We start from the raw sequence: 20,988 nt of genomic DNA on the forward strand, positions 1-20,988 counted from the left end.
AAAAAAGCGCCTCAGACTGGATGCTGCAATACGCTAAGACCACCGTCGATCGTCAGGCAGGTGGCATTCATGAACGGGCACTCGTCCGAAATCATGAAGACGGCCGCCATGGCGATCTCTTCCGGCGTCGCGATGCGCCCGCCTGGATGCAGCCGCATCGTTTCGGCCTTTGCCGCTTCCGGATCGGGGAAGCCGTTCCAATAATCGATCACCTTCTGCGTCGAGACATAGCCCGGCGCCAGCGCGTTCACCCGGATATTGCGGGCCGCATATTCGAGACCCAGGGATTTCGTCATCCCGAGCAGCGCGTGTTTTGCCAGCGGATAGGGAAACGTGTGCGGGATGATGGTGAAGGCATGCGTCGAGGCGATGTTGAGGATGACGCCGCCACCCTGTCGGATCAGACCCGGCAGCACCGCCTTGCAGCAGTTCCATGCACCCTTGAGATTGATCTCGAAGCAGCGGTTCCATTCCTCGTCCGTCGTCTCGAGCGGCTCGGCGAAAACATTCACCCCCGCATTGTTGACCAGCGCGTTCAGCTGTCCGATCTCTTCATTCGCCTGGGCCACCAACGTCGTGATCGTTCCGGCATCGGTAATATCGGCCGGCAGATAACCAAGCCGGCCGCCGCTGCTCTCAAGCTCTTTCGCCGTTTTCGCCAGCAGCGCGGCGTCGCGATCCACGAGAAAGACGGCGGCATCCTCCCGCATGAAAGCCTTTGCGATCGCAAGACCGATACCCTGCGCGGCACCTGTGATCAGGATGTTCTTGCCCTGCAGGCGGCTGCCCATCTATCTCACCTCCGATTGAACCGGCAGCGCCGACATCAGCATCGTCACCGTGCCGGCAAGGGCCTCCCCCGGCGCAAGCGGCCTGAGCCCACCGAAATCGGGCAGGTGGTGGCCGTTCGGCAGATGGCTCATCGGCTCGAGACAGAAGAAGTCGCTCCGGTTGGTCGGCATATAGAGCATGAAGCGGTCGAGTGCCCCATCGGCTTTCAGCGCCGCCCGAATTCCAAGCTCCGGCCAGGCGATAACAGCCCGCCCATTCCAGCCCTCGAAGGCATTGTTCATCCATTTCTGCGGTAACAGCTTGCCGGACTTGAAATCGACATCATCAGGCACAGGGCCGGGCATATCGGGAAGATGATCGGGCCGCTCGTTCCAGTAGCGATCGGCCGCTATCGTCAGTCGCGTCTTTGGCGTCCGCGCAAAGAAGGGATGCTGACCGAGCCCGAAGGGAAGAGCGGTTTCGCCGCGGTTTTCCACCGACAGGGTCAGCACCAGCGCATCGCCGGCGAGACGGATCTCCTGCCGGGTCCGATAGGCATAGGGTGAAACCTTGTCGGCGCTCCGGGAAAAGGAGAACTGCGCATGCTCCACGCTGGAGTCTTCAAGCTGCCAGAGGTTGAGCCAGCCGTCGCCGTGCCGATAGAGCGGATCGGACGTGTTCGGCTGGAAGGCATAGTCGCGTCCGGCATAGGACATGGCGTTGCCTTCCACGCGGTTGCCGAACGGCACCATCGCAAAATTCGCCATCGCACCATCCGGCCCGCCGGCGGCGACGAGAAAGGGTATCGTTCGATACGTCGCGGCGGTAACCGCTGCACCCCGACGGCTGACCCGGACGGCGAGATCACCGTGCCTGAGTTCGATGTCGCTCCCGCTTTGTCCTTCACTCATCCACGCCGTCCCGCAGCCGAAGACCTCAAATTGTCGAGCAGCACCGCGATCAGCAGGATCAGCCCGCGCACGACATACTGGTAGAATGCCTGGATATTCGCCGGATTCATAACGTTTTCGGCAATACCCATGATCAGCACCCCGACGATGACGCCGCTCATGACAGCTCGGCCGCCGGCCAGCGAGACACCGCCGAGGACGCAGGCCGAGATCACCGAGAATTCAAGGTCCTGCAGCCCAAAGATCCAGATCCGCAGTTGACGACGTTGATAGGATTATTGCCGAGGCGCCGGGAGGAAGCGTCGCAAAACGGATCGAATTCGGATAATGAGGTTCGATTGCTTCGCGCCGGAGTTAAAGCGGAGAGGTGAGTTGAAAAACGATCGAGCGACAGGACGAGGCCTAAAAGGCAATCGGCAGAACGAAATGACGGATCACCATAATTCTGCGGACATGCCGCCGATCGCAAACTCGGGAAGAGACTGAAAGACAGCGATGAAGATCACCAAACTCACCACCTATATCGTTCCGCCGCGCTGGCTGTTCTTGAAGGTCGAGACCGACGAGGGCATCGTCGGCTGGGGCGAACCGGTCGTTGAAGGCCGCGCGCTCACTGTTCAGGCCGCCGTCCATGAGCTGGAAGACTATCTGATCGGCAAGGATCCCTTCCTGATCGAGGACCACTGGACCGTGATGTATCGCGGCGGCTTCTATCGCGGCGGCGCCGTCCATATGAGCGCGATCTCGGGCATTGACCAGGCGCTATGGGACATCAAGGGCAAGGCGCTCGGCCAGCCGATCCATTCGCTGCTCGGCGGCCAGCTCCGTGATCGCATCAAGGTCTATTCCTGGATCGGCGGCGACCGCCCCTCGGATGTCGCCAACAATGCCAGGGAGGTGGTTGCCCGCGGTTTCAAGGCGATCAAGCTCAATGGCTGCGAGGAGATGCAGATCGTCGACACCAACGAGAAGGTGGAGAAGGCGGTCGAGACTATCGCCGCCATCCGCGAGGCGATCGGCCCGCATATCGGCATCGGCGTCGATTTCCACGGCCGTGTGCACAAGCCGATGGCCAAGGTTCTCGCCAAGGAGCTCGACCCCTACAAGCTGATGTTCATCGAGGAGCCGGTGCTTTCGGAAAACAAGGAAGCGCTGCGCGATATCGTCAACCATACCTCGACACCGATCGCGCTCGGCGAAAGGCTGTTTTCGCGCTGGGACTTCAAGCAGGTTCTGTCCGACGGCTATGTCGACATCATCCAGCCCGACCTATCCCATGCCGGCGGCATCACCGAATGCCGCAAGATCGCGGCGATGGCCGAAGCTTACGACGTGGCACTGGCGCCGCATTGCCCGCTCGGCCCGATTGCGCTCGCCGCCTGCCTGCAGGTCGACGCCGTCAGCTACAACGCTTTCATCCAGGAACAGAGCCTCGGCATCCATTATAACAAGGGCAACGACATTCTCGACTACATCGCCAACAAGGAGGTGTTCCATTATGCCGATGGTTTCGTCTCGATCCCTCAAGGGCCCGGCCTCGGCATCGAGGTCGACGAAGCCTATGTCATCGAACGCGCCAAGGAGGGCCATCGCTGGCGCAACCCGATCTGGCGGCACGCCGACGGCAGCTTCGCCGAATGGTAGGAGTGGAGGGCCGCGCAAGCGGCCCTTTTTCATTGGCCCTGTAGGATATCGCGTATCTCTTGCGTCATAATGGAAGCTCAAAGAGGAGATTTCATGATGGCCAGAGCTATCGCAATCATCGTCGCCCGCATCATCTTCAGTTTCATCTTCTTCATGGCCGCCGGCTTCAAATTCGCCGATATCGGCGCAACAGTGGGCTACATTACCGCCGCCGGCTTTCCGATGGCGACATTCCTGGCCTGGGTTGCCGCCTTCTTCGAGATCGCACTGGCGCTCGCCTTCATATCGGGGGCCTTCTTCACGGAGGCCAGCCTGCTTGCAGGCATCTATGTGATCTTCCTGGCTTTTGCCTTCCACGGCCCATCCCATTGGCAACAGAACCAAGCCGAGTTCGGCTTCTTCGTCGATCACTTCACCTTCCTCGCCGGCCTGCTCTTTGCCGCGGTTCACGGGCCGGAGAAATGGGCGTTGAGGCACAGCCTCCTCAGATAGATCAAACGACCCGCTCCCGTTGCGGAACCAACAGCCATGCCGAACATTGGCCTACCGGCAAACGGCAAGGAGAGCCCGCTCATGGAGCTGAAGGGAAAGATCGCATTGGTCACAGGCGCTGGTTCCGGCATCGGCAAAGCGGCTGCATTGCGGCTCGCCGCCGAGGGAGCAAGGGTAGCGGTATTGAGCCGCACCGCCGAAGAGGTCGAGAAAACCTGCACCGAGATCAAGGCCGCCGGCGGCCAGTCCCTCGCGCTGGTCGCCGATACCAGCGATGAAGCGCAAATGCGGAGCGCGGTGACGCAGCTGATCAACAGTTTCGACGGCCTCGACATCGTTGTCGCCAATGCCGGGATCAACGGCGTCTGGGCGCCGATCGACGATTTGAAACCGGATGAATGGGACAAGACCATCGCCGTCAATCTGCGCGGCACCTATCTGACCCTGCATCTGACGGTTCCGCATCTGAAGCGCCGCGGCGGTTCGATCGTCGTCGTCTCGTCCATCAACGGCACCCGTACCTTCACCACGCCGGGCGCCACCGCCTACACGGCAACCAAAGCCGGCCAGGTCGCCATGGTCCAGCAACTCGCCCTCGAACTCGGGCGCCATGGCATCCGCGTCAATGCCGTCTGCCCCGGCGAGATCGACACCAATATCGGCGAGAATACCAACAGCCGCCACCGTGAGGAGACGGAGGTTCCGGTCATCTGGCCTGAAGGAGATATCCCGATCGCCGGCGGCAGGGCAGGCAAGAGCGAGGATGTCGCCGAAACCATCCTGTTCCTCGCCTCCGAGCGCGCCCGACACATCACCGGTACGCCGATCTGGATCGACGGCGGCCAGGGTCTGCTGCGATAGCCCTTCCTGATTCTGCTACGGTCAGCCGTTCAGCCGGGCGCTTTCCAGCGTGTAGAGCTGCTGGGCGCGCTGCACGCCGCGCAATGCGTAGCGCCCGATGCAGGCGAGTGTCGCGCGCTCCTCCTCCGGGATCGCCGAGGCGAAATCGGAGGACATCAAAACGTTGAGATCGACCGAGCGGCAGATCGAGGCGATGCGGCTGACCTCGTTGACGGCAGGGCCAATGACGGTGAAGTCCAGCCGGTCCTGGCTGCCGATATTGCCGTAGAAGACGTCGCCGATATGCAGGCCGATATAGACGTCGGTCACGGCCCGGCCGGCGGCCCGGCGTTCACCGTTCAACGTGCGGAGCTTTTCCCGCAGAAGGAATTCGGCGCGTAGCGCCGCGGAACACGCCTCCGCCGGAACCTCGCCCTTGAAGATCGCCAGCACGCCGTCGCCGATCAGCTTCAGCACGTCGCCGCCGGATGCGTGGATCGCCGTGATCACAGCCTCGCTGTAGTCGTTGAGCAGCGGGATGATCTCCTCCGGCGGCACGCTGTCGGAGATCTTGGTGTAATTCAGCAGATCGGAAAACCAGAGTGCCGCGGAAATCCGCTCCGACTTGCCGCGGCTGATCTTGCCTTCCATCACCTGCCGCGCGGCGTCCTCGCCGAGATAGACCTCGGCGATGGTGCGGGCAATACGCCCAAGCGCGGTGCATTTGATCGCCAGCCCCAGCACTGGCACCAGCTTGCGCAGGATGGCAAGGTCGTGATCGGAAAAGCCCTCGGGATGTTTCGTCGCGAAATGCGAGAAGAAGCAATCCATTTCACCGATCGTGCCAGCCTCGCTGAAACGATGCATCATCGCCACGAAATCGGTATGACCGGCTTCAGCGATCGTATCGAGCAGGCTGAAATCGATCGGATCGCCAAAGCCGAGGCGTCGGCGTATCTCCCGTTCATCCTTAGACCAAAGATAATAGAAGGCCGAACGCTGCCAGTTCGACGCCGCCTCCCCAGAGCTCGTCGAACCATATTCGAACTCCGTCTGGATCTCCTCCACGCTGTCCCAGCGGAAGGCACGACCCTCGTGCACCGGATGCAGCGTATCCATCAGCGCCAGACCGCGGTCGAGCGGCAGGCCGGCATTGCGGCAGGCCGCGCAGAAACCGGTCATGAGCTCGGCTTCGGAAACACCTTTCAGTCCCTGCTCGGTCACCCAGGCTGCAATCGTGCTGACGTCGCTGTAATCCATGGCGCTCACCTTCACTCGTGCTTAGTCTGAGCAGTAGCCCGAATTCGGCCCGGAAGGAAAGTCAATTGGCTCAATCGCTCGCGGGCATATTGTAGGGCGTGATGACTTCGACTGAGGAAAGCGAGGCCGGCACCGCCCGCCCCGATGCTTGTGCCCGGCTCATGATCGCCCGGAAGGCCGAGCGCGCATCGGTTCTGAGATCGTGATGCAGCACGAAGCCGATCCGGCGCGCCGCAAGCAGGGCACGATTATCTGCATCGAGATCATGGGCGACGAAGACGCCGACGGCACGTTTGGCCGCATCGAAGGCCGCAAGCACCGCCCGGTTGCCGCCGCCGATCGAATAGACCGCGTTGATGGCCGGATCGGCGGCAAGCGCTGCCGACGCAAGCGTTCCCGTCGCGGCATCCGTGCCGTGCCCCTCGCTGATTTCGGTGATGCCGATGTTGGGATACTGAGCGCGAATGCTGCGGCGAAAGCCGATTTCGCGCTCCTCCTCGCCGCGGAACCGGCCGCTCGACAACGTCACCAGCACCTTGCCGCCATGGTCCCCAAGGAATTCGCCGATCAGATAGGCCGCGGTCTCTCCGGCCGCCCGGTTGTCGGCGCCGGCATAGGCGATGCGCGCCGAATTCGGCAGGTCGGTCACCAGCGTCACCACGGGAATGCCGGCCGCATCCGCCCGCGCAACCGCCGCCGCCACCTCGGCAACGTCAGGCGCCTTGAGCACGATGCCGTGCGTGCCGCGCAGCCGGATGCGATCGAGAAGCTGCACCAGTTCGGCGGGCTTCATCACCTCGGCGAAATGAAACCGGCAGCGGAAGATCCCGGGCAGGAAGGTCGCCATCTCAGCCTCGAAGGCGGCGCGCACCGCGTCGCTGAAACGCTGTGGCGTCTCCATGACGATATCGATCGCCAGCACCCGCCCGCTGCCCATCGCCCCCGCCTGCTGCTTCTCCAGCTCCGCGATTGCCGCCTTCACCCGCATCTCGGTTTGCCGGCGCACGCCCGGCCTGCCGTTCAGCACCCGGTCGACGGTCGCGGTGCTGAGCCCCGCCTGGAAGGCGATGTCCTTGACGAGAAAGAGATGTGCCATGGGGCTCGATCTGATGGTTTTTTGATGGTTTCCTGATCTATATCACTCGGCATCGCGGCGTATAGTGCCTCCATCGGAATGAGGGAGGAGCCCGCCATGAAAACCGACAACTGGCAGAAACTGCGTGCCGACCGCGTCTGGCTGAGCGAAGAGGCCTGCGATCTCGACGATTTCCGCAGGCTTGCGGAAAAAACGACTGTGCTTGCCGATTATCCCTCGGCGTCTGCGGTCGAAAAAAACGTGCTGATCTATGACAGCCGTAAGGTGATGGCGGCGGCCGCAACCCCGGAAGGCCGGCGCGCCGTGCTGGCGGAAATCTGCGAAGCCTTCGGCGAAGGTCCCGGTGTCGTCGTCTTCAAGCACGCTTACGAAGACCCCCGCACCATCGATCGCGCCAGCGCGATCTTCGACGCGATCATCGAGGAACAGCACCGCACCGCGACCGGCGGCGGCGATCACTTCGCCAAGCCTGGCGCCAACGACCGCATCTGGAATTCGCTGGAGAAGCATTGTCTCGCCGATCCGGCAAATTTCGCCGAATATTACGGCAACGCCATTATCGCGCTGGCCAGCGAAGCTTGGCTCGGTCCGAGCTACCAGATGACGGCGCAGGTCAACCGCGTCAATCCGGGCGGCGCGGCGCAGTCGGCCCACCGCGATTACCATCTCGGCTTCCAATCGTCAGAGGTGATCGAACAGTTCCCGGCGCATGTGCACCGGCTCTCGCCGGTGCTGACGCTCCAGGGCGCGGTCGCCCATTGCGACATGCCGCTCGAAAGCGGCCCGACACTCTTCCTGCCGCACAGCCAGACCTATGTGCCTGGCTATCTCGCGCTGAAACGGCAGGAGTTCCGGGATTATTTCGAGAAGAACCATGTCCAGCTGCCGCTCGAAAAAGGCGACGTCGTCTTTTTCAATCCCGCCCTCTTCCATGCCGCCGGCACCAACCGCTCGGCCGGCATCAAGCGTGTCGCCAACCTCCTGCAAGTCTCCTCCGCCTTCGGCCGGGCGATGGAAACCGTCAACCGCGAGAAGATGAGCGCCAGATTGTTTCCCGCACTAAAGACGTTGCGGGGCAGGCTCTCACCAGCCGAAATCGCCAACGCCGTCGCCGCCTGCGCCGAAGGTTATTCGTTCCCGACCAATCTCGACCGTGACCCGCCGCTCGGCGGACTGGCGCCGAAGACCCAGGCGCAACTGATTCACGAGGCGCTGAAGGAAGGCTGGAGCGACGAGGCCTTTACGGCAGCACTTGCGGAGCAGGCGCAGAAGAAGCTGAGCTGATTGGTAGCGTAAGTCTTCTCGTATCCGCACTGACACAAGCCTCCCGCACCCGCGGGAGGCCATTCGCACATCACCAAGGAGGAACCACATGAGCACAGACCACAGCCGCCTCGACGGCAAGATCGCCATCGTCACCGGCGGCACGCAAGGATTGGGTGCCACCATCGCCCGTCTCTTCGCCGAGCGCGGCGCAAAGGGCATCGTCATCTGCGGCCGCAACGAAGCCAAGGGTAAGGCAAAGGCCGCGGAGATTTCGGACGTGACCGGCGCCAGGGTCGTTTATGTGAAGGCCGACCTCGGCAAGGTCGAGGAGGCGCAGAATGTCGTGCGCGCCTGCGACGAGGTCTTCGGCCGTGTCGACGCGCTGGTCAATGCCGCCGCCATCACCGATCGCGGCACCATTCTCGACACCAGCCCGGAGCTCTTCGACGCCATGTTCGCCGTCAATGTGCGCGCGCCGTTTTTCCTGATGCAGGAGGCGGTAAAGGTCATGCGCCGCGAAAAGATCGAGGGTACCATCGTCAACATCGGCTCGATGTCGGCCAAAGCAGGTCAGCCCTTCATCGCCGCCTATTGCGCCTCCAAAGGCGCGTTGGAAACGCTGACGAAGAACACCGCTTATGCGCTCCTGCGCAACCGCATCCGCGTCAATGGCCTTAACATCGGCTGGATGGCCTCCGAAGGTGAGGATCGCATCCAGCGCGAATATCACCATGCACCCGCCGACTGGCTGGAGAAGGCGGCGGCAAGTCAGCCCTTCGGCCGCCTCGTCGATCCGCACGAAGTGGCGCGCGCCTGCGCTTACCTGTCGTCTTCCGAATCCGGCCTGATGACCGGCTCGGTCATCTGCTTCGACCAGTCGATCTGGGGCGCTTACGACGGCTCGCCGCATCCGGACGCCGCCCTCTGACGAAACCGGAGCCCGGCATTTCCATTGCCGGGCTCTGGCACCTCTCAGGAATTATCGCTAGGAAAAGAACGGCAGCATTCAGGGAGGAAACTGGCATGGGCGACAATCCGATTTATGAGATCCGCGACGAACGCTTCGGTGCAATGATCATCGGCAGCGCCGGCCTCGAGGAGCTTCATTCCGGCTGCCGCTGGACGGAAGGTCCGGTGTGGTTTTCCGATCTGAACTGCCTTCTCTGGAGCGATATCCCGAATGAACGCATGATGCGCTGGACGCCCGATGGGACGGTCTCCGTCTTCCGCTCGCCCTCCAACTACGTCAACGGCAATACCCGTGACCGGCAAGGTCGGCTGGTCTCCTGCGAACATGGCGGCCGCCGCGTCACCCGCACCGAGACGGACGGCACGATCACCGTTCTCGCCGACAGCTACCAGGGCAAGCGGCTGAACTCGCCGAACGACGTCGTTGTGCACTCCGACGGCGGAGTCTGGTTCACCGATCCGACTTACGGCATCCTGTCGGATTACGAGGGCCATAAGGCCGAGCCCGAGCAGCCCAAGCGCAACGTCTACCGGATCGATCCGGCAAGCGGCGCGATCGACGCCGTCGTCGAAGATTTCATCCAGCCGAACGGCCTTGCCTTCTCGCCCGATGAGACGAAGCTTTATATTGCCGATTCCGGCTCCGCAAAACACGACGTGCCGCGCCATATCCGCGTTTTCGACGTCATCAACGGCAGGGCGCTTGCCAACAGCCGCTATTTCTGCAGCCTCGATGTCGGCCATCCCGATGGGTTCCGCTTCGATATCGCCGGCAATCTCTGGACGAGTGCCTCCGACGGCGTGCACTGCTTTTCGCCCGAGGGAACCTTGCTCGGCAAGATCAGGGTGCCGCAGACGGTGTCCAACCTCACCTTCGGCGGCCCCAAGAAAAACCGGCTCTTCATCACCGCAACGCGTTCGGTCTATTCGATTTATATCAAGACGACCGGCGCACAATATCCATAGATCAGGCCTTCGGTCTATCGGGGCGGCCGTGCAGCGGCTCGGCCCGATGCCAGTTTTCCAGGATGCGGCCATCGGTGTGTTTCTGCCGCGCCCAGCGGACGCCGTTCGAGATCACCTTATGCACGGTCTTGTCGTGATAGATCGGGTAGGTCTCGTGGCCGGGGCTGAAGAAGAAGATCCGCCCGCGCCCGCGCTGGAAGGTGCAGCCGCTGCGGAACACCTCGCCGCCGGAATACCAGGAGATGAAGACAAGCTCGTCCGGCTGCGGAATGTCGAAGGGCTCGCCGTACATTTCCGAGGCATTGACCTCGAAATAGGGCGGCAGTCCCTCGGCGATCGGATGCGAAGGGTTGACCACCCAGACGCGTTCAAGATCGCCGTCCGGCGTCTCTCGCCAGGAGAGGTTGGCATTGGTGCCCATCAGCCGGCGGAAGAGCTTGGAGTGATGGCCGGAATGCAGCATCAGCAGACCCATGCCCTTCAGTACGCGCTGCTGCACGCGGTCGATCAGCCCGTCGCTGACCTCCTCATGCGCCATATGTCCCCACCAGAGCAGCACGTCGGTATCATCGAGCACGCTGTCCGGCAGGCCTTCATCGGGATCATCCAGCGTGCCGCGGCGGATTTCGAAATCCGGATGGGCGATGCCTGACGCGATCGCTCCGTCGATACGATCAGGATAGATCTCCTGAACCTCCTTATGGAGCTGCTCGTGGCGTCCCTCGTTCCAGATGGTGACCTTGATTGTCATGGCATTCCTCGATGTCTAGGCTTTGATGTTTCAGGCGAAATTGTCAGGCGGTTGCCGGACGGATCACCCGGCCGGCGGAATCGAACAGATGGCAGGCGGCGGGATCGGCCGTCAGCGCCACGCGGTCACCCGGGCGCACGGCGATATCGCCCTCGGCGCGCACGACGATCGGCTGCTGCTGCGAGCCGACGGTCAGGTAGGTCTCGACGCCGAGGCGCTCGACGATGACGACTTCGGCCGTAAAGTGGTCCTGGCCCGCGGCGGCGATCTTCAGATGCTCCGGCCGGATGCCGAGCTTGGCATCGCCCTGCGGCATCGCGCCGTTGGCATCGGCGAGATCAAGCGAAAGCCCGATCGGGCTGTTGAGATGCACCTTGCCGGCCGCCGGCCGCGTTATAGTGACGGGAATGACGTTCATCTTCGGCGAGCCGATGAAGGTCGCGACGAATTCGTTGTCCGGCTCATGATAGAGCGACATCGGCGCACCCTCCTGCGCCACCACACCCTTGTTCAGCACGACGATGCGGTCGGCCATCGTCATCGCTTCCACCTGGTCGTGAGTGACGTAGACGACCGTCGCCTTCAGCTCGCGGTGCAGGCGTTGCAGCTCAGCGCGCATCTGCACGCGCAGCGCCGAATCGAGGTTCGACAGCGGCTCGTCGAACAGGATCAGCGCCGGCTTCTTGATGATGGCGCGGCCAATCGCGACGCGCTGGCGCTGGCCGCCGGAAAGAGCGGCCGGGCGGCGGTCGAGATAGTCGGTGAGCTGCAGGATCTCGGCGACAGCTTCGACCTGCCGGCGGATTTCCGCCTCCGGCACTTTCTTCAGGCTGAGCGAGAAACCGATATTTTCGGCAACGCTCATATGCGGATAGAGCGCATAGGACTGGAACACCATGGCGATGCCACGTTTGTCCGGCGGCACATCGTTGATGCGCTTGCCGTTGAGGATGAGGTCGCCCTCGTCGATGCCTTCGAGGCCGGCGATCATCCGCAGCAGCGTCGACTTGCCGCAGCCGGACGGGCCGACGAAGACCGCGAATTCGCCGTCTTCGACGGTGATGTCGACGCCCTTGATGACCTCGAGCGCACCGTAGAACTTGCGAACGTTTCTGAGATTGATCATCTGTTTCTCTTTCTTGATCTCAGCCCTTCACGCCGCCCGAGAATGTCTGGACGAGGAAGCGCCGCGCAAAGCCGAAAGCGACGACGGCAGGCAGCAGGTAGATGAAGGCCAGCGCTGTCAGCAGGCCGTAATCGATCTCGTTGATGCGCAGGAAGGCGCGGAAGAGACCGAGCGGCAGCGTCTGCAGCTCCGGTGACGACAGGAAGATCAGTGGCAGGAGAAAGTCACCCCAGGCCGACATGAACGCGAAGAGCCCGGCGGCCGCAAGCCCCGGCAGCGCCAGCGGTATCAGCACCCGGCGGATGCGCTGGATGAGTGTCGCCCCATCCATCAGCGCCGCCTCCTCGTAGTCCCGCGGCAGCCCATCGAAGAAGGTCTTCATGATCCAGAGCGCCAGCGGCAATTGCATCGTCGCCAGCACCAGGATTAGCCCAAGATAACCGTCGATGAAGCCGGTCCAGCGCATGATGTCGCGGGCATAGCTGCCGAAGATCGGCCTGAGCACCGCCGCCTCCGCATTGTTCAGCGTCAGCAGGAACTTGTAGAGCGGCACGACCAGCGCCGTCGGCGGCAGCACCCGGATGAGCAGGATCGCGTAGAGGAAGGGCAGCTTCCACCAGGCCCGGGTGCGCGACAGCGCATAACCACCAAGCCCGGAAAGCACCATGACGAGCAGCGTGGCGCCGCCGACCACGAAAAGCGAGTTGAACAGCCACTTCGCCCCGTCCTCCTTGGTGAAGACCCTGATGTAATTGGCGAAAGTCCACTGCTCCGGCCAGTGCAGGAAGAGCTGCGCATTGCCGTCGAACGAGGCGAGCAGCACCCAGAAGAAAGGCACGGCGCAGAAGATCGAAATCAGCGACAGCGTCGCATAGGCGATGAGGTCGGAGCGCACCTTGTTTGCGGTCTCGCTCGGGGAAACGACGGCCATGTCAGACCTCCACCTTCATCGCTCGGACATAGGCGATGCCCAACATCAGCGAGATGACGAGTGCGACGACGGCGACCGCAGCACCATAGCCCAGCTGGAACGCCGTGAAGGACTGGTTGTAGATATAGATGCTGACCACCTCGGTCGCCCCGCCCGGCCCGCCACGCGTCAGCGCATAGACGAGGCCGAACACGGCGATGGTGGAGACGGCCGAGATCAACATATAGAGCAGGATCGTCGGCATCATCAGCGGCAGGGTGATGCGGCGGAACATCTGCGATGGAGTGGCGCCGTCCATGCGCGCTGCCTCATAAATCTCCGCCGGAATGGTACTGAGGCCGGCCGTCAACAGGATCATCGCCGTGGCGATGCCGCGCCAGGTGTTGACGACAATGATCATCGACAGCGGGAAGACCTGCAGCCAGTCGGCCGGCGTGATGCCGAAGAAGCTGACGATGCGGCTGAGTGTGGCATTGTCGCCACCCGCCAGCATCGATATCCACATGAAACCGGCGACGACTTCAGGGGCTGCGTTCGGCAACAGGATGATCGACGAGAACACCCGCCGAAAGCGGATCGGGCGGCGCAGCGCAATTGCCGAGATCAGGCCGAGCACGAACTGGCCGATCACCGCCGAACCGATGACGAAAACGAAGGTGACGAACAGCGAATTCCAGAACTTCGCGTCGTTGAAGAGCCTGACATAGTTCCTGAAGCCAACGAAGCGGGGCCGAAGGGCCGCCGCCCCGGTCAGCGCCTCGTTGGTGAAGCTCAGATAGATGGAATAGAGGGCCGGATAGATGACGAAGGCCAGAAGCAACACCAGCGAGGGCAGCAGGATCAGCAGCCATTGCCGCTCGGCGCGCTTTTCATGAGAGTTTCGGGCCATGGAAGCTCACAACCTTATCGGCTTATCGAATGAAAGCGGGAAGACGCGGGCGATGGTGCCGCGTCCCCGTCCTGGCGGAAGAGCGGGTGTCGGCGCTTACTTGACCATGTCGTCGCCGAGCGTTTCCTTGACATAGTCGACGAGGATCTTCTGGGCGCCGGCGGCATCGGTTTCCTTGCGCAGCAGCGCTTCGGTGGCCCGCGCCACACCTTCCGAAACCGTGCCGAAACCGGAGGCCTGTTTCAGGAACACGCCGTTTCCGGCCGCTGCATGGATCGGAACCAGTTCCGTTAGCTTCTGGAAGTCAGCATTGTCAGCCGCATCCTTGCTGGCCGGGATGTTGCCAATGCGGGCGGCGTAGGAAACCTGTGTCTCGATCGAGCCGATCTCCATCAGCGCCTTGATCGCCAGCTCGGTATTGGCCGACTTGGAATTGACCGCCCACGGTGCGGCGAGGTTGGCCAGCACATACTGGCCGCTGCTCTGACCCGGAACGGTCCAGGTGCCGACCACCTTCGTCACGTCAGGGATCGGGTTCTTGCTTTCACGGCCCCAGTCGAAAATATAACACCAGGAGCCGCAGGTGGTGGCGACGAGCTTGCCGGCCGGGAACATCTGATACTTCGGCACGACCCAGGGCTCGGGCCCGAGCAGCGGTTGGGTCGGCATCAGATCCTTGTCGATCAATTCCTTGTAAACGTTGAAGACATCCTTGATGCCTTCGCCATTGAGGTCGAGCTTGCCGTCGGCATCGACAAGCTGCGGCGTCTTGGAACCGACGAGCAGGTGTTGGAAGCCTTCATCGAAGGCACCGCTTCCCCAGGAAACGCCGGCCGGGAACAGCAGGCCGTAAGCGCCGGTCTTCTGTTTGATCTCGGCCGCACGATCGAGAAGCTCCTGCCAGGTCTTCGGCTGTTCGGTGGAGATGCCGGCTTTTTCGAGAACGTCCTTACGGTAATAGATTTCCTGGATGCCGAGCATGAACGGCATCACATAGGTTTCACCATCCGGGCTGACGGCAAGTTCCTTGGCGACCTCATAAAGGTTGGCGTAGCCATCCCAGGCCTTGAACTCCTTGGTAACAGGCGCGAGATAGCCGGCTTCCACCATGTCGGCGACGGCGGCCGTCGTCGGAATGGAGAACAGGTCGGGCGCGTTGCCGGCGCCGAGCTCGGTCAGGAGCTTGGTCAGGTAATCCTTGTCGGGTGCCGGATATTCGATGACCTCGACGGTGACGCCATATTTCTTTTCGATCCGCTCGACCGTCGACTTCATCGCGTCGATGCCGGCCTGACCATGATTTGCAATTCGGATTGTTTCTGCCTGCGCCAGCGTCGAAACCGCGCCGAGCAGAACGGCGCACAGGCCGCCAAGAATCATCTTCTTCAACGGAAGTCCTCCCTTTTGTAGAGACACGGCGCCCTCCAGCACCGGCTGCGAAAATGTACACGCATTCCTAACGCTGACAAGGCGGTTTTTGAAAGGATTTATATGTGAGTTTTAATATACTGATATTGCTTATCTATTTAGACATTGCCATCACCAAACCGTTTGTGTAATCGTGTGCACAATACATTCAGGGAGGAAATTTCATGACTGGGAAATTACGCCTTGGCGTCATCGGCGCCGGCTTGAAGGCGGCAGAATATGCCGAGAGCTGGGTCAAGATGCCGGAGATCGAATTTGCTGCACTCGCCGACACCACGGCGGCTTCGCGCCAGCGCCTGATCGACGTCTGCCTCGCCGCCGGCGCACCAGAACCGAAGAGCTTCGAGGATTATCGCCAGATGCTCGCGGAATGCCGGGGCGATCTCGACATCGTCTACGTCTCCACCCCGCATGCCTTCCATGCCGAGCAGGCAACCGCCGTTGCCGAGGCCGGCCTCGACCTCTTCCTGGAAAAGCCGATGGTGACGACGGTCGACGAGGCCGAGAGGCTGATCGCCGCGCAGAAAAAGAGCGGCGTCACCATCGTTACCGCCTTCCAGGGCGGCCTCTCGCCGCTGGTGCTCGACACACGCCGGCGGACTCTCGCCGGCGAATTCGGCGAGTTGATCGTCATATCCGGCATGATCTGGGAAAGCTGGTCGTCCAACTACGACGGCCATTGGAAGCAGCAGCCTGAGATATCAGGAGGCGGCTTCATGTTCGATACCGGCGCCCACATGATGAACACCGTCTGCCTGCTCGCCAATTCCGATTTCGACAGTGTTTCGGCCTATATGGCCAATCATGGCAAAAAGGTCGACATCGCCACCGCCGTCTCAGCGCGGCTGAAGAACGGCGCGCTGGCGACATTGACGGCCGCCGGCGAAGGCCCTCCGGGCTGCGCCTCCTACATCACCTTCTTCTATTCGAAGGCGATCGTGCGCATCGACGCCTGGGGCGGCTGGCGCGAGATCAGCGTCGGGCGCACCGCCGAGCCGCGCGAGGAGGCCGAGATTCTCGGCAATCCGATGAAGAATTTCCTCGCCATTCGCGAGGGAAAGATGGAAAACTCCGGCTCCGTTGAAATGGGCCTCAGATTCGCTAGGCTATGGGATGCAATCAAGGAATCGGCAGCGGCCGACGGCGCTTCCGTCAGGATCGTCGCCTAACAGGCGCTGAAGATGAGCGGTATGAGCAGACGGCGGATCACCTCGAAGGAACTGGCGAAACTCGCCGGCGTCTCCTCCGCCACCATTTCCCGCGCCTTTTCGCCGGATTCGCGCATCGGCAGCGCCACGCGCGACCGCATCCTCGCCGTCGCCCGTGAACATGGCTACCAGCCGAACGCGATCGCCCGCTCGCTGAACAACCAGCGCTCGCGCCTCGTCGCCCTTGTTGTCAATGCGATCGGCAACCCCTGCGAGGCCGAGGAGCAGCAGCTTCTCGTCCACCGCCTGCAGGCAAGACAATTGCTGCCGATCATCCTCTGCTGCGCCGATCATTCCGACCGGCTGCAGCTGATGCGCCTTGCCTCCACCTATCAGGTCGATCACGTCGTCGTCTTCTCCGACATGGTGTCGATGCAGGATGCCGTCGACATCTTCCACACGACCAAGCCGATCATCGTCTCCTTCGAGCCGCTCGACAACGGAAACGTCTCCAGCATCCGCATCGACGGCTCTGAGGCCGCCGACGAGATCATCGACAAGATCGTCCGTGACGGCAAGAAGCGTTTCGCCTACCTCTCCGGCACCAATTCCAGCTGGATCGACAAGCTCAGGCGCAAATGGTTCGCCGATGCGCTGGCCAAGCGCGGCCTCGCCTTCGAGGCGCAAGCCGTCGGCGATTATTCCTATGATTCCGGCTTCAAGGAAGCCGTGCTCCTGCTGCATCGAGACAAGGTCGACGCCGTCATCTGCGGCAACGACGTGATGGCGATCGGTGCGCGCGATGCCGCCCGCCGGGTGCTCGGCAAGAACACACCGGATGATATCGCCATCGTCGGTCAGGACGGCATCGCCATGGCTGCCTGGGACTGCAACGACCTCACCACGCTGAGCCTCGACCACGTCGCCTTCATCGATGCCGTCGTCGAACTGATCGAACGCCATGACGCCGAGATCGAAGGCCCGCACAGCATCACACTCACCTGCACCGCCCGCTGGGGCTCGACCGCATAGCGGCACACATCCATTGCATCGAGGAGGAATACCGATGACCAGATTTTCACGCGCTGAAAGGCGCCGCAGCGTTTCTGACGCCCTTGCCGGAGGAGCCTGAAATGCGTTCCGTCGTCTCCTTCAACGAAGGCTGGAGTTTCCATGAGGGCTTCGGCCAGCGATTGCTCGAAACTTTCGATGCCGCCAAGTCAGTCAGCCTGCCGCATACCGCCGTCGAATTGCCCTTCAACTATTTCGATGAGACCAGCTATCAGCGCGCCTTCACCTATCAGAAGATGCTGCGTTGGCTGCCGGAATTCGAGGGGCGCGAGGTCTCGCTCGTCTTCGACGCCGCCATGGCCGACAGCGTCGTCTATTTGAACGGCGAAGAGATCATCGCTCATAAGGACGGCTACACCCCTTTCGAGGCCCGCCTCACCGGCAGGCTCCTCAAGGGCGAGAATCTCGTCACCGTCAAGATCGACGGCAGCGAAAACCCCGCCATTCCGCCCTTCGGCGGCCGCATCGATTATCTCACCTATGCCGGCATCTACCGCGACGTCTGGCTGAAGGTCACCGACCCGGTGTCGATCGGCAATCTCAAGATCGAAACCACAGACGTTCTTCGTCCGGAAAAATCGGCGAGCGTGCGCGTCGACGTCGCCAATCCCGAGAGCCGTAGCTTCTCGGCGACCGTCACCGCCACGCTGAAGCAGGCAGACGGCACGGTGGTGGCCACCGCCGCCACCGAAACGATCGGCAGCCGCACGACCCTCTCCTTCGGCAGCCTTACCGGCATTGCCCTTTGGGACATCACCGATCCCACGCTCTACGAAGTCGCCGTCGAGCTCCGGACCGAACACGGCTCCGACCGTCTCTCCGCCCGCTTCGGCTTCCGCACCGCCGAGTTCACGCCGGAAGGCTTCCTCTTGAACGGCAAGCCGCTGAAGCTGCGTGGCCTCAACCGTCACCAGGCCTTCCCCTATGTCGGTTATGCCGCCGGCCGCTCCGCGCAGGAGCGCGACGCCGACATCATGAAGTCGGTGCTGAAATGCAATATCGTCCGCACCTCGCACTATCCGCAGTCGAAATGGTTCCTCGACCGCTGCGATGCGATCGGCCTGCTGGTTTTCGAGGAGATTCCCGGCTGGCAGCATATCGGCGATGCCGACTGGCAGCAGGAATCGATCGAAAACGTCCGCCGCATGATCGAGCGCGACTGGAACCATCCCTCGATCATCATCTGGGGCGTGCGCATCAACGAATCGCAGGACAATCACGATTTCTACGCCGAGACCAACCGGCTGGCCCGTGAACTCGACAGCACCCGCCAGACCGGCGGCGTGCGTTATATCACCGAGAGCGAGCTGCTCGAAGACGTCTATACGATGAACGACTTCATCCTCGGCAATGAAGAACTGCCGGGCGCCAACCGCCCGCGCACGGCGCTGCGCGCCCAGCTGGAAAACACCGGCCTGTCGCGCAAGGTGCCGTACCTCATCACCGAGTTCAACGGCCACATGCACCCGACGAAGATCTACGACCAGGAACAGCGCCAGGCCGAGCATGTGCGCCGGCACCTGGATGTGCTGAACGCCGCCTATGGCGACCCCGATATATCGGGCGCCATCGGCTGGTGCATGTTCGATTACAACACCCATAAGGATTTCGGCTCGGGCGATCGCATCTGCTATCACGGTGTCATGGACATGTTCCGCGAGCCGAAATTCGCGGCCTATGCCTATATCAGCCAGTGCGATCCGTCCGACGAGATCGTCATGAAGCCGGCAACCTTCTGGGCGCGCGGCGAACGCAATATCGGCGGCGTGCTGCCGCTGATCATCCTCACCAACTGCGACGAGGTGGAGCTGCGATATGGCGCGCTTTCGAAGCGCATCGGTCCGGACCGCGAGAATTATCCGCATTTGCCGCATCCGCCCGTCGTGCTCGACCATCGACACTTCACCGCCGACGAACTTGGCACCTGGGGTCTCGAATGGATCGACGGCACCTTGACCGGCTATATCGACGGCCAGCCGGTGACGAGCCTGACGCTGGCGGCCGATCCCTTGCCGACGACGCTGGAAATCATCGCCGACAGCTCGACGCTGAAAGCCCGCGAACGCGACAGCACCCGTGTCGTCATCCGCGCCCTCGATCAGTGCGGCCAGCGCCTGCCCTTCATGAATGACAGCATATCGCTGAAGGTGCATGGCCCGGCGAAAGTCATCGGCCCGACCAATGTACCCTTGCAGGGTGGCACGGCCGGTTTCTGGCTGGAGGCGACGGGGTTCACTGGCGAGATCACCGTCGAAGCGGTCTCCTCGCGTTTCCCTCCGGTGACAACAATCGTGACGGCCGCCTAACGGCCGTCACCCGATCCGCGCCTGGCTCTCGGGATCGAAGAAGACGGCCTTGTCGAGATTGAAGGCGAGGCGGGTGTTTTGTCCTGGAGCGATGCCGGTATCGGCGCGCAGGCGGGCGATGACGGATTTGCCGCCGAGCTTGGTGACGGCGAAGGTGTCGGAGCCGGCCGGTTCGACCACCTCGATCAGGCAGTCGCCCTCGCTCAGCATGCGCGCCTTGCGGTCGGCGCCGTCGGGATCGGTCAGCGCCTCCGGCCGGATGCCGAAGATCACCTGCCTGCCGGTATAGCCGGTCAGGCCATTATTGCCTGCCATGACCGGGAGCCTCAGCGGGGCGGCATTCGGCCGCTCCAGCGAGACCTCAAGCCCGCCGGCGCCGGTCTCGACGGTGGCGGTGAGCAGGTTCATCGCCGGCGAGCCCATGAAGTCGGCGACGAAGATATTGGCGGGGCTGTTATAGATCTCGGCCGGCGTGCCGAACTGCTGCAGCACGCCGTCCTTCAGCACGGCGATCTTGGTCGCCAGCGTCATCGCCTCGATCTGGTCATGGGTGACATAGACGAAGGTGGTGCCCATGCGCTGGTGCAGCCGCTTGATCTCGGTGCGCATGTCGACGCGCAGCTTGGCATCGAGATTGGAGAGCGGCTCGTCGAACAGGAAGACCTGCGGATTGCGCACCAAGGCTCTCCCCATGGCGACACGCTGGCGCTGGCCGCCCGACAGCTGGCTCGGCTTGCGGTCGAGCAGATGGCCGATCTGCAGCATGTCGGAGACCTGTTTGATCGCCTTTTCCCGTTCCTCCTTGGGAACGCCGCGGATCTCCATGCCGAAAGCGATGTTTCCCGCCACCGTCATGTTCGGATAGAGCGCATAGGACTGGAACACCATGGCGATGTCGCGCTTGGAGGGATGCAGACCGCTGATGTCGCGCCCGTCGATCCTGATATCGCCAGAGGTGATCGTCTCCAGCCCGGCAATGGTGTTGAGCAGGGTCGACTTGCCGCAGCCGGACGGGCCGACCAGCACGAGAAAGCCGCCCTTGTCGAGTTCGAGGTCGATCCCCTTGAGAATGTCGACGGCGCCGAAGCGTTTTTTAAGACCGGAGATTTCGAGGAAGGCCATG

The 20,988-nt window shown here is 62.2% G+C and carries 19 protein-coding genes and 1 pseudogene; 9 read left to right on the forward strand and 11 right to left on the reverse strand.

All coding sequences use genetic code 11. From position 1 onward, the window contains the following. Nucleotides 1-11: 11 nt before the first annotated feature. The 3 genes and pseudogenes from QMO82_RS20270 to araH form a co-directional block, all read right to left on the reverse strand. Entirely contained in the window at nucleotides 12-791 is a 780-nt protein-coding gene (locus QMO82_RS20270) for an SDR family oxidoreductase (protein WP_183609409.1), read from the reverse strand. Continuing rightward, a complete protein-coding gene (locus tag QMO82_RS20275; protein ID WP_183609408.1) occupies nucleotides 792-1,682 on the reverse strand; it encodes an aldose 1-epimerase in 891 nt (296 codons plus the stop codon). It lies immediately after the preceding gene. After that, nucleotides 1,679-1,953, reverse strand: a pseudogene (araH, locus tag QMO82_RS20280) (L-arabinose ABC transporter permease AraH); the annotation flags it as partial. The pseudogene araH and the gene QMO82_RS20275, both read right to left, overlap by 4 nt. 224 nt (nucleotides 1,954-2,177) lie before the next feature. Here araH and dgoD point away from each other — a divergent pair. The 3 genes from dgoD (at nucleotide 2,178) to QMO82_RS20295 (ending at nucleotide 4,679) form a co-directional block, all read left to right on the forward strand. Beyond that, complete coding sequence (gene dgoD / locus QMO82_RS20285) at nucleotides 2,178-3,326, forward strand: galactonate dehydratase (protein WP_183609407.1); 1,149 nt, start codon at nucleotides 2,178-2,180, stop codon at nucleotides 3,324-3,326. A gap of 96 nt (nucleotides 3,327-3,422) precedes the next feature. Then, the gene (locus QMO82_RS20290) at nucleotides 3,423-3,818 is read left to right on the forward strand and encodes a DoxX family protein (RefSeq protein ID WP_183609654.1); all 396 of its coding nucleotides are present in this window, start codon (nucleotides 3,423-3,425) and stop codon (nucleotides 3,816-3,818) included. Between the two features lie 81 nt (nucleotides 3,819-3,899). Continuing rightward, nucleotides 3,900-4,679, forward strand: a complete 780-nt coding sequence (locus QMO82_RS20295) for an SDR family NAD(P)-dependent oxidoreductase (RefSeq protein ID WP_183609653.1) — start codon at nucleotides 3,900-3,902, stop codon at nucleotides 4,677-4,679. Between the two features lie 21 nt (nucleotides 4,680-4,700). Here the strand turns inward: QMO82_RS20295 and QMO82_RS20300 are convergent, their stop codons facing one another. Both QMO82_RS20300 and QMO82_RS20305 read right to left on the reverse strand, forming a co-directional pair. Then, the gene (locus QMO82_RS20300; protein ID WP_183609406.1) at nucleotides 4,701-5,918 is read right to left on the reverse strand and encodes an adenylate/guanylate cyclase domain-containing protein; all 1,218 of its coding nucleotides are present in this window, start codon (nucleotides 5,916-5,918) and stop codon (nucleotides 4,701-4,703) included. Nucleotides 5,919-5,988: 70 nt separating this feature from the next. After that, entirely contained in the window at nucleotides 5,989-7,014 is a 1,026-nt protein-coding gene (locus tag QMO82_RS20305) for a LacI family DNA-binding transcriptional regulator (RefSeq protein WP_183609405.1), read from the reverse strand. Nucleotides 7,015-7,110: 96 nt separating this feature from the next. Here QMO82_RS20305 and QMO82_RS20310 point away from each other — a divergent pair, with 96 nt between their 5' ends. The 3 genes from QMO82_RS20310 to QMO82_RS20320 all read left to right on the forward strand — a co-directional run bounded on the left by QMO82_RS20310 (nucleotide 7,111) and on the right by QMO82_RS20320 (nucleotide 10,215). Beyond that, on the forward strand, nucleotides 7,111-8,298 hold the full coding sequence (locus QMO82_RS20310) for a phytanoyl-CoA dioxygenase family protein (RefSeq protein ID WP_183609404.1): 1,188 nt from the start codon (nucleotides 7,111-7,113) through the stop codon (nucleotides 8,296-8,298). Nucleotides 8,299-8,386: 88 nt separating this feature from the next. After that, nucleotides 8,387-9,208 carry an SDR family oxidoreductase gene (locus QMO82_RS20315; RefSeq protein WP_183609403.1) on the forward strand — a complete coding sequence of 274 codons (822 nt, stop codon included), beginning with the start codon at nucleotides 8,387-8,389 and terminating at the stop codon, nucleotides 9,206-9,208. Nucleotides 9,209-9,303: 95 nt separating this feature from the next. Beyond that, nucleotides 9,304-10,215 carry an SMP-30/gluconolactonase/LRE family protein gene (locus QMO82_RS20320; protein ID WP_183609402.1) on the forward strand — a complete coding sequence of 304 codons (912 nt, stop codon included), beginning with the start codon at nucleotides 9,304-9,306 and terminating at the stop codon, nucleotides 10,213-10,215. Between the two features lies 1 nt (nucleotide 10,216). Here QMO82_RS20320 and QMO82_RS20325 read toward each other — a convergent pair whose 3' ends face one another. The 5 genes from QMO82_RS20325 to QMO82_RS20345 all read right to left on the reverse strand — a co-directional run bounded on the left by QMO82_RS20325 (nucleotide 10,217) and on the right by QMO82_RS20345 (nucleotide 15,301). Continuing rightward, nucleotides 10,217-10,966 carry a ThuA domain-containing protein gene (locus QMO82_RS20325; RefSeq protein ID WP_183609401.1) on the reverse strand — a complete coding sequence of 250 codons (750 nt, stop codon included), beginning with the start codon at nucleotides 10,964-10,966 and terminating at the stop codon, nucleotides 10,217-10,219. Between the two features lie 43 nt (nucleotides 10,967-11,009). After that, nucleotides 11,010-12,092, reverse strand: coding sequence for an ABC transporter ATP-binding protein (locus QMO82_RS20330; RefSeq protein ID WP_183609400.1), 1,083 nt, complete (start codon nucleotides 12,090-12,092; stop codon nucleotides 11,010-11,012). Between the two features lie 19 nt (nucleotides 12,093-12,111). Next, nucleotides 12,112-13,023: a carbohydrate ABC transporter permease gene (locus QMO82_RS20335; RefSeq protein WP_183609399.1), complete on the reverse strand. Its 912-nt coding sequence runs from the start codon at nucleotides 13,021-13,023 to the stop codon at nucleotides 12,112-12,114. A gap of 1 nt (nucleotide 13,024) precedes the next feature. Next, nucleotides 13,025-13,912, reverse strand: a complete 888-nt coding sequence (locus tag QMO82_RS20340; protein WP_183609398.1) for a carbohydrate ABC transporter permease — start codon at nucleotides 13,910-13,912, stop codon at nucleotides 13,025-13,027. 96 nt (nucleotides 13,913-14,008) lie between these two features. After that, nucleotides 14,009-15,301, reverse strand: a complete 1,293-nt coding sequence (locus QMO82_RS20345) for an ABC transporter substrate-binding protein (RefSeq protein ID WP_183609397.1) — start codon at nucleotides 15,299-15,301, stop codon at nucleotides 14,009-14,011. A 203-nt stretch (nucleotides 15,302-15,504) separates the two neighbouring features. On the opposite strand from QMO82_RS20345, the gene QMO82_RS20350 reads away from it, so the two are divergent. From QMO82_RS20350 to QMO82_RS20360, 3 genes are all read left to right on the forward strand, one after another. Continuing rightward, on the forward strand, nucleotides 15,505-16,509 hold the full coding sequence (locus QMO82_RS20350) for a Gfo/Idh/MocA family protein (RefSeq protein ID WP_183609396.1): 1,005 nt from the start codon (nucleotides 15,505-15,507) through the stop codon (nucleotides 16,507-16,509). 12 nt (nucleotides 16,510-16,521) lie between these two features. Then, complete coding sequence (locus tag QMO82_RS20355) at nucleotides 16,522-17,520, forward strand: LacI family DNA-binding transcriptional regulator (RefSeq protein ID WP_183609395.1); 999 nt, start codon at nucleotides 16,522-16,524, stop codon at nucleotides 17,518-17,520. Nucleotides 17,521-17,621: 101 nt separating this feature from the next. Next, nucleotides 17,622-19,865 carry a glycoside hydrolase family 2 protein gene (locus QMO82_RS20360; RefSeq protein WP_183609394.1) on the forward strand — a complete coding sequence of 748 codons (2,244 nt, stop codon included), beginning with the start codon at nucleotides 17,622-17,624 and terminating at the stop codon, nucleotides 19,863-19,865. 6 nt (nucleotides 19,866-19,871) lie between these two features. Here QMO82_RS20360 and QMO82_RS20365 read toward each other — a convergent pair whose 3' ends face one another. After that, nucleotides 19,872-20,987, reverse strand: a complete 1,116-nt coding sequence (locus QMO82_RS20365; RefSeq protein ID WP_283196521.1) for an ABC transporter ATP-binding protein — start codon at nucleotides 20,985-20,987, stop codon at nucleotides 19,872-19,874. Nucleotide 20,988 lies beyond the last annotated feature (1 nt).

Origin of the sequence: Rhizobium sp. BT04 (genome assembly GCF_030053135.1) — a bacterium.
GTDB lineage: Bacteria > Pseudomonadota > Alphaproteobacteria > Rhizobiales > Rhizobiaceae > Rhizobium > Rhizobium binxianense.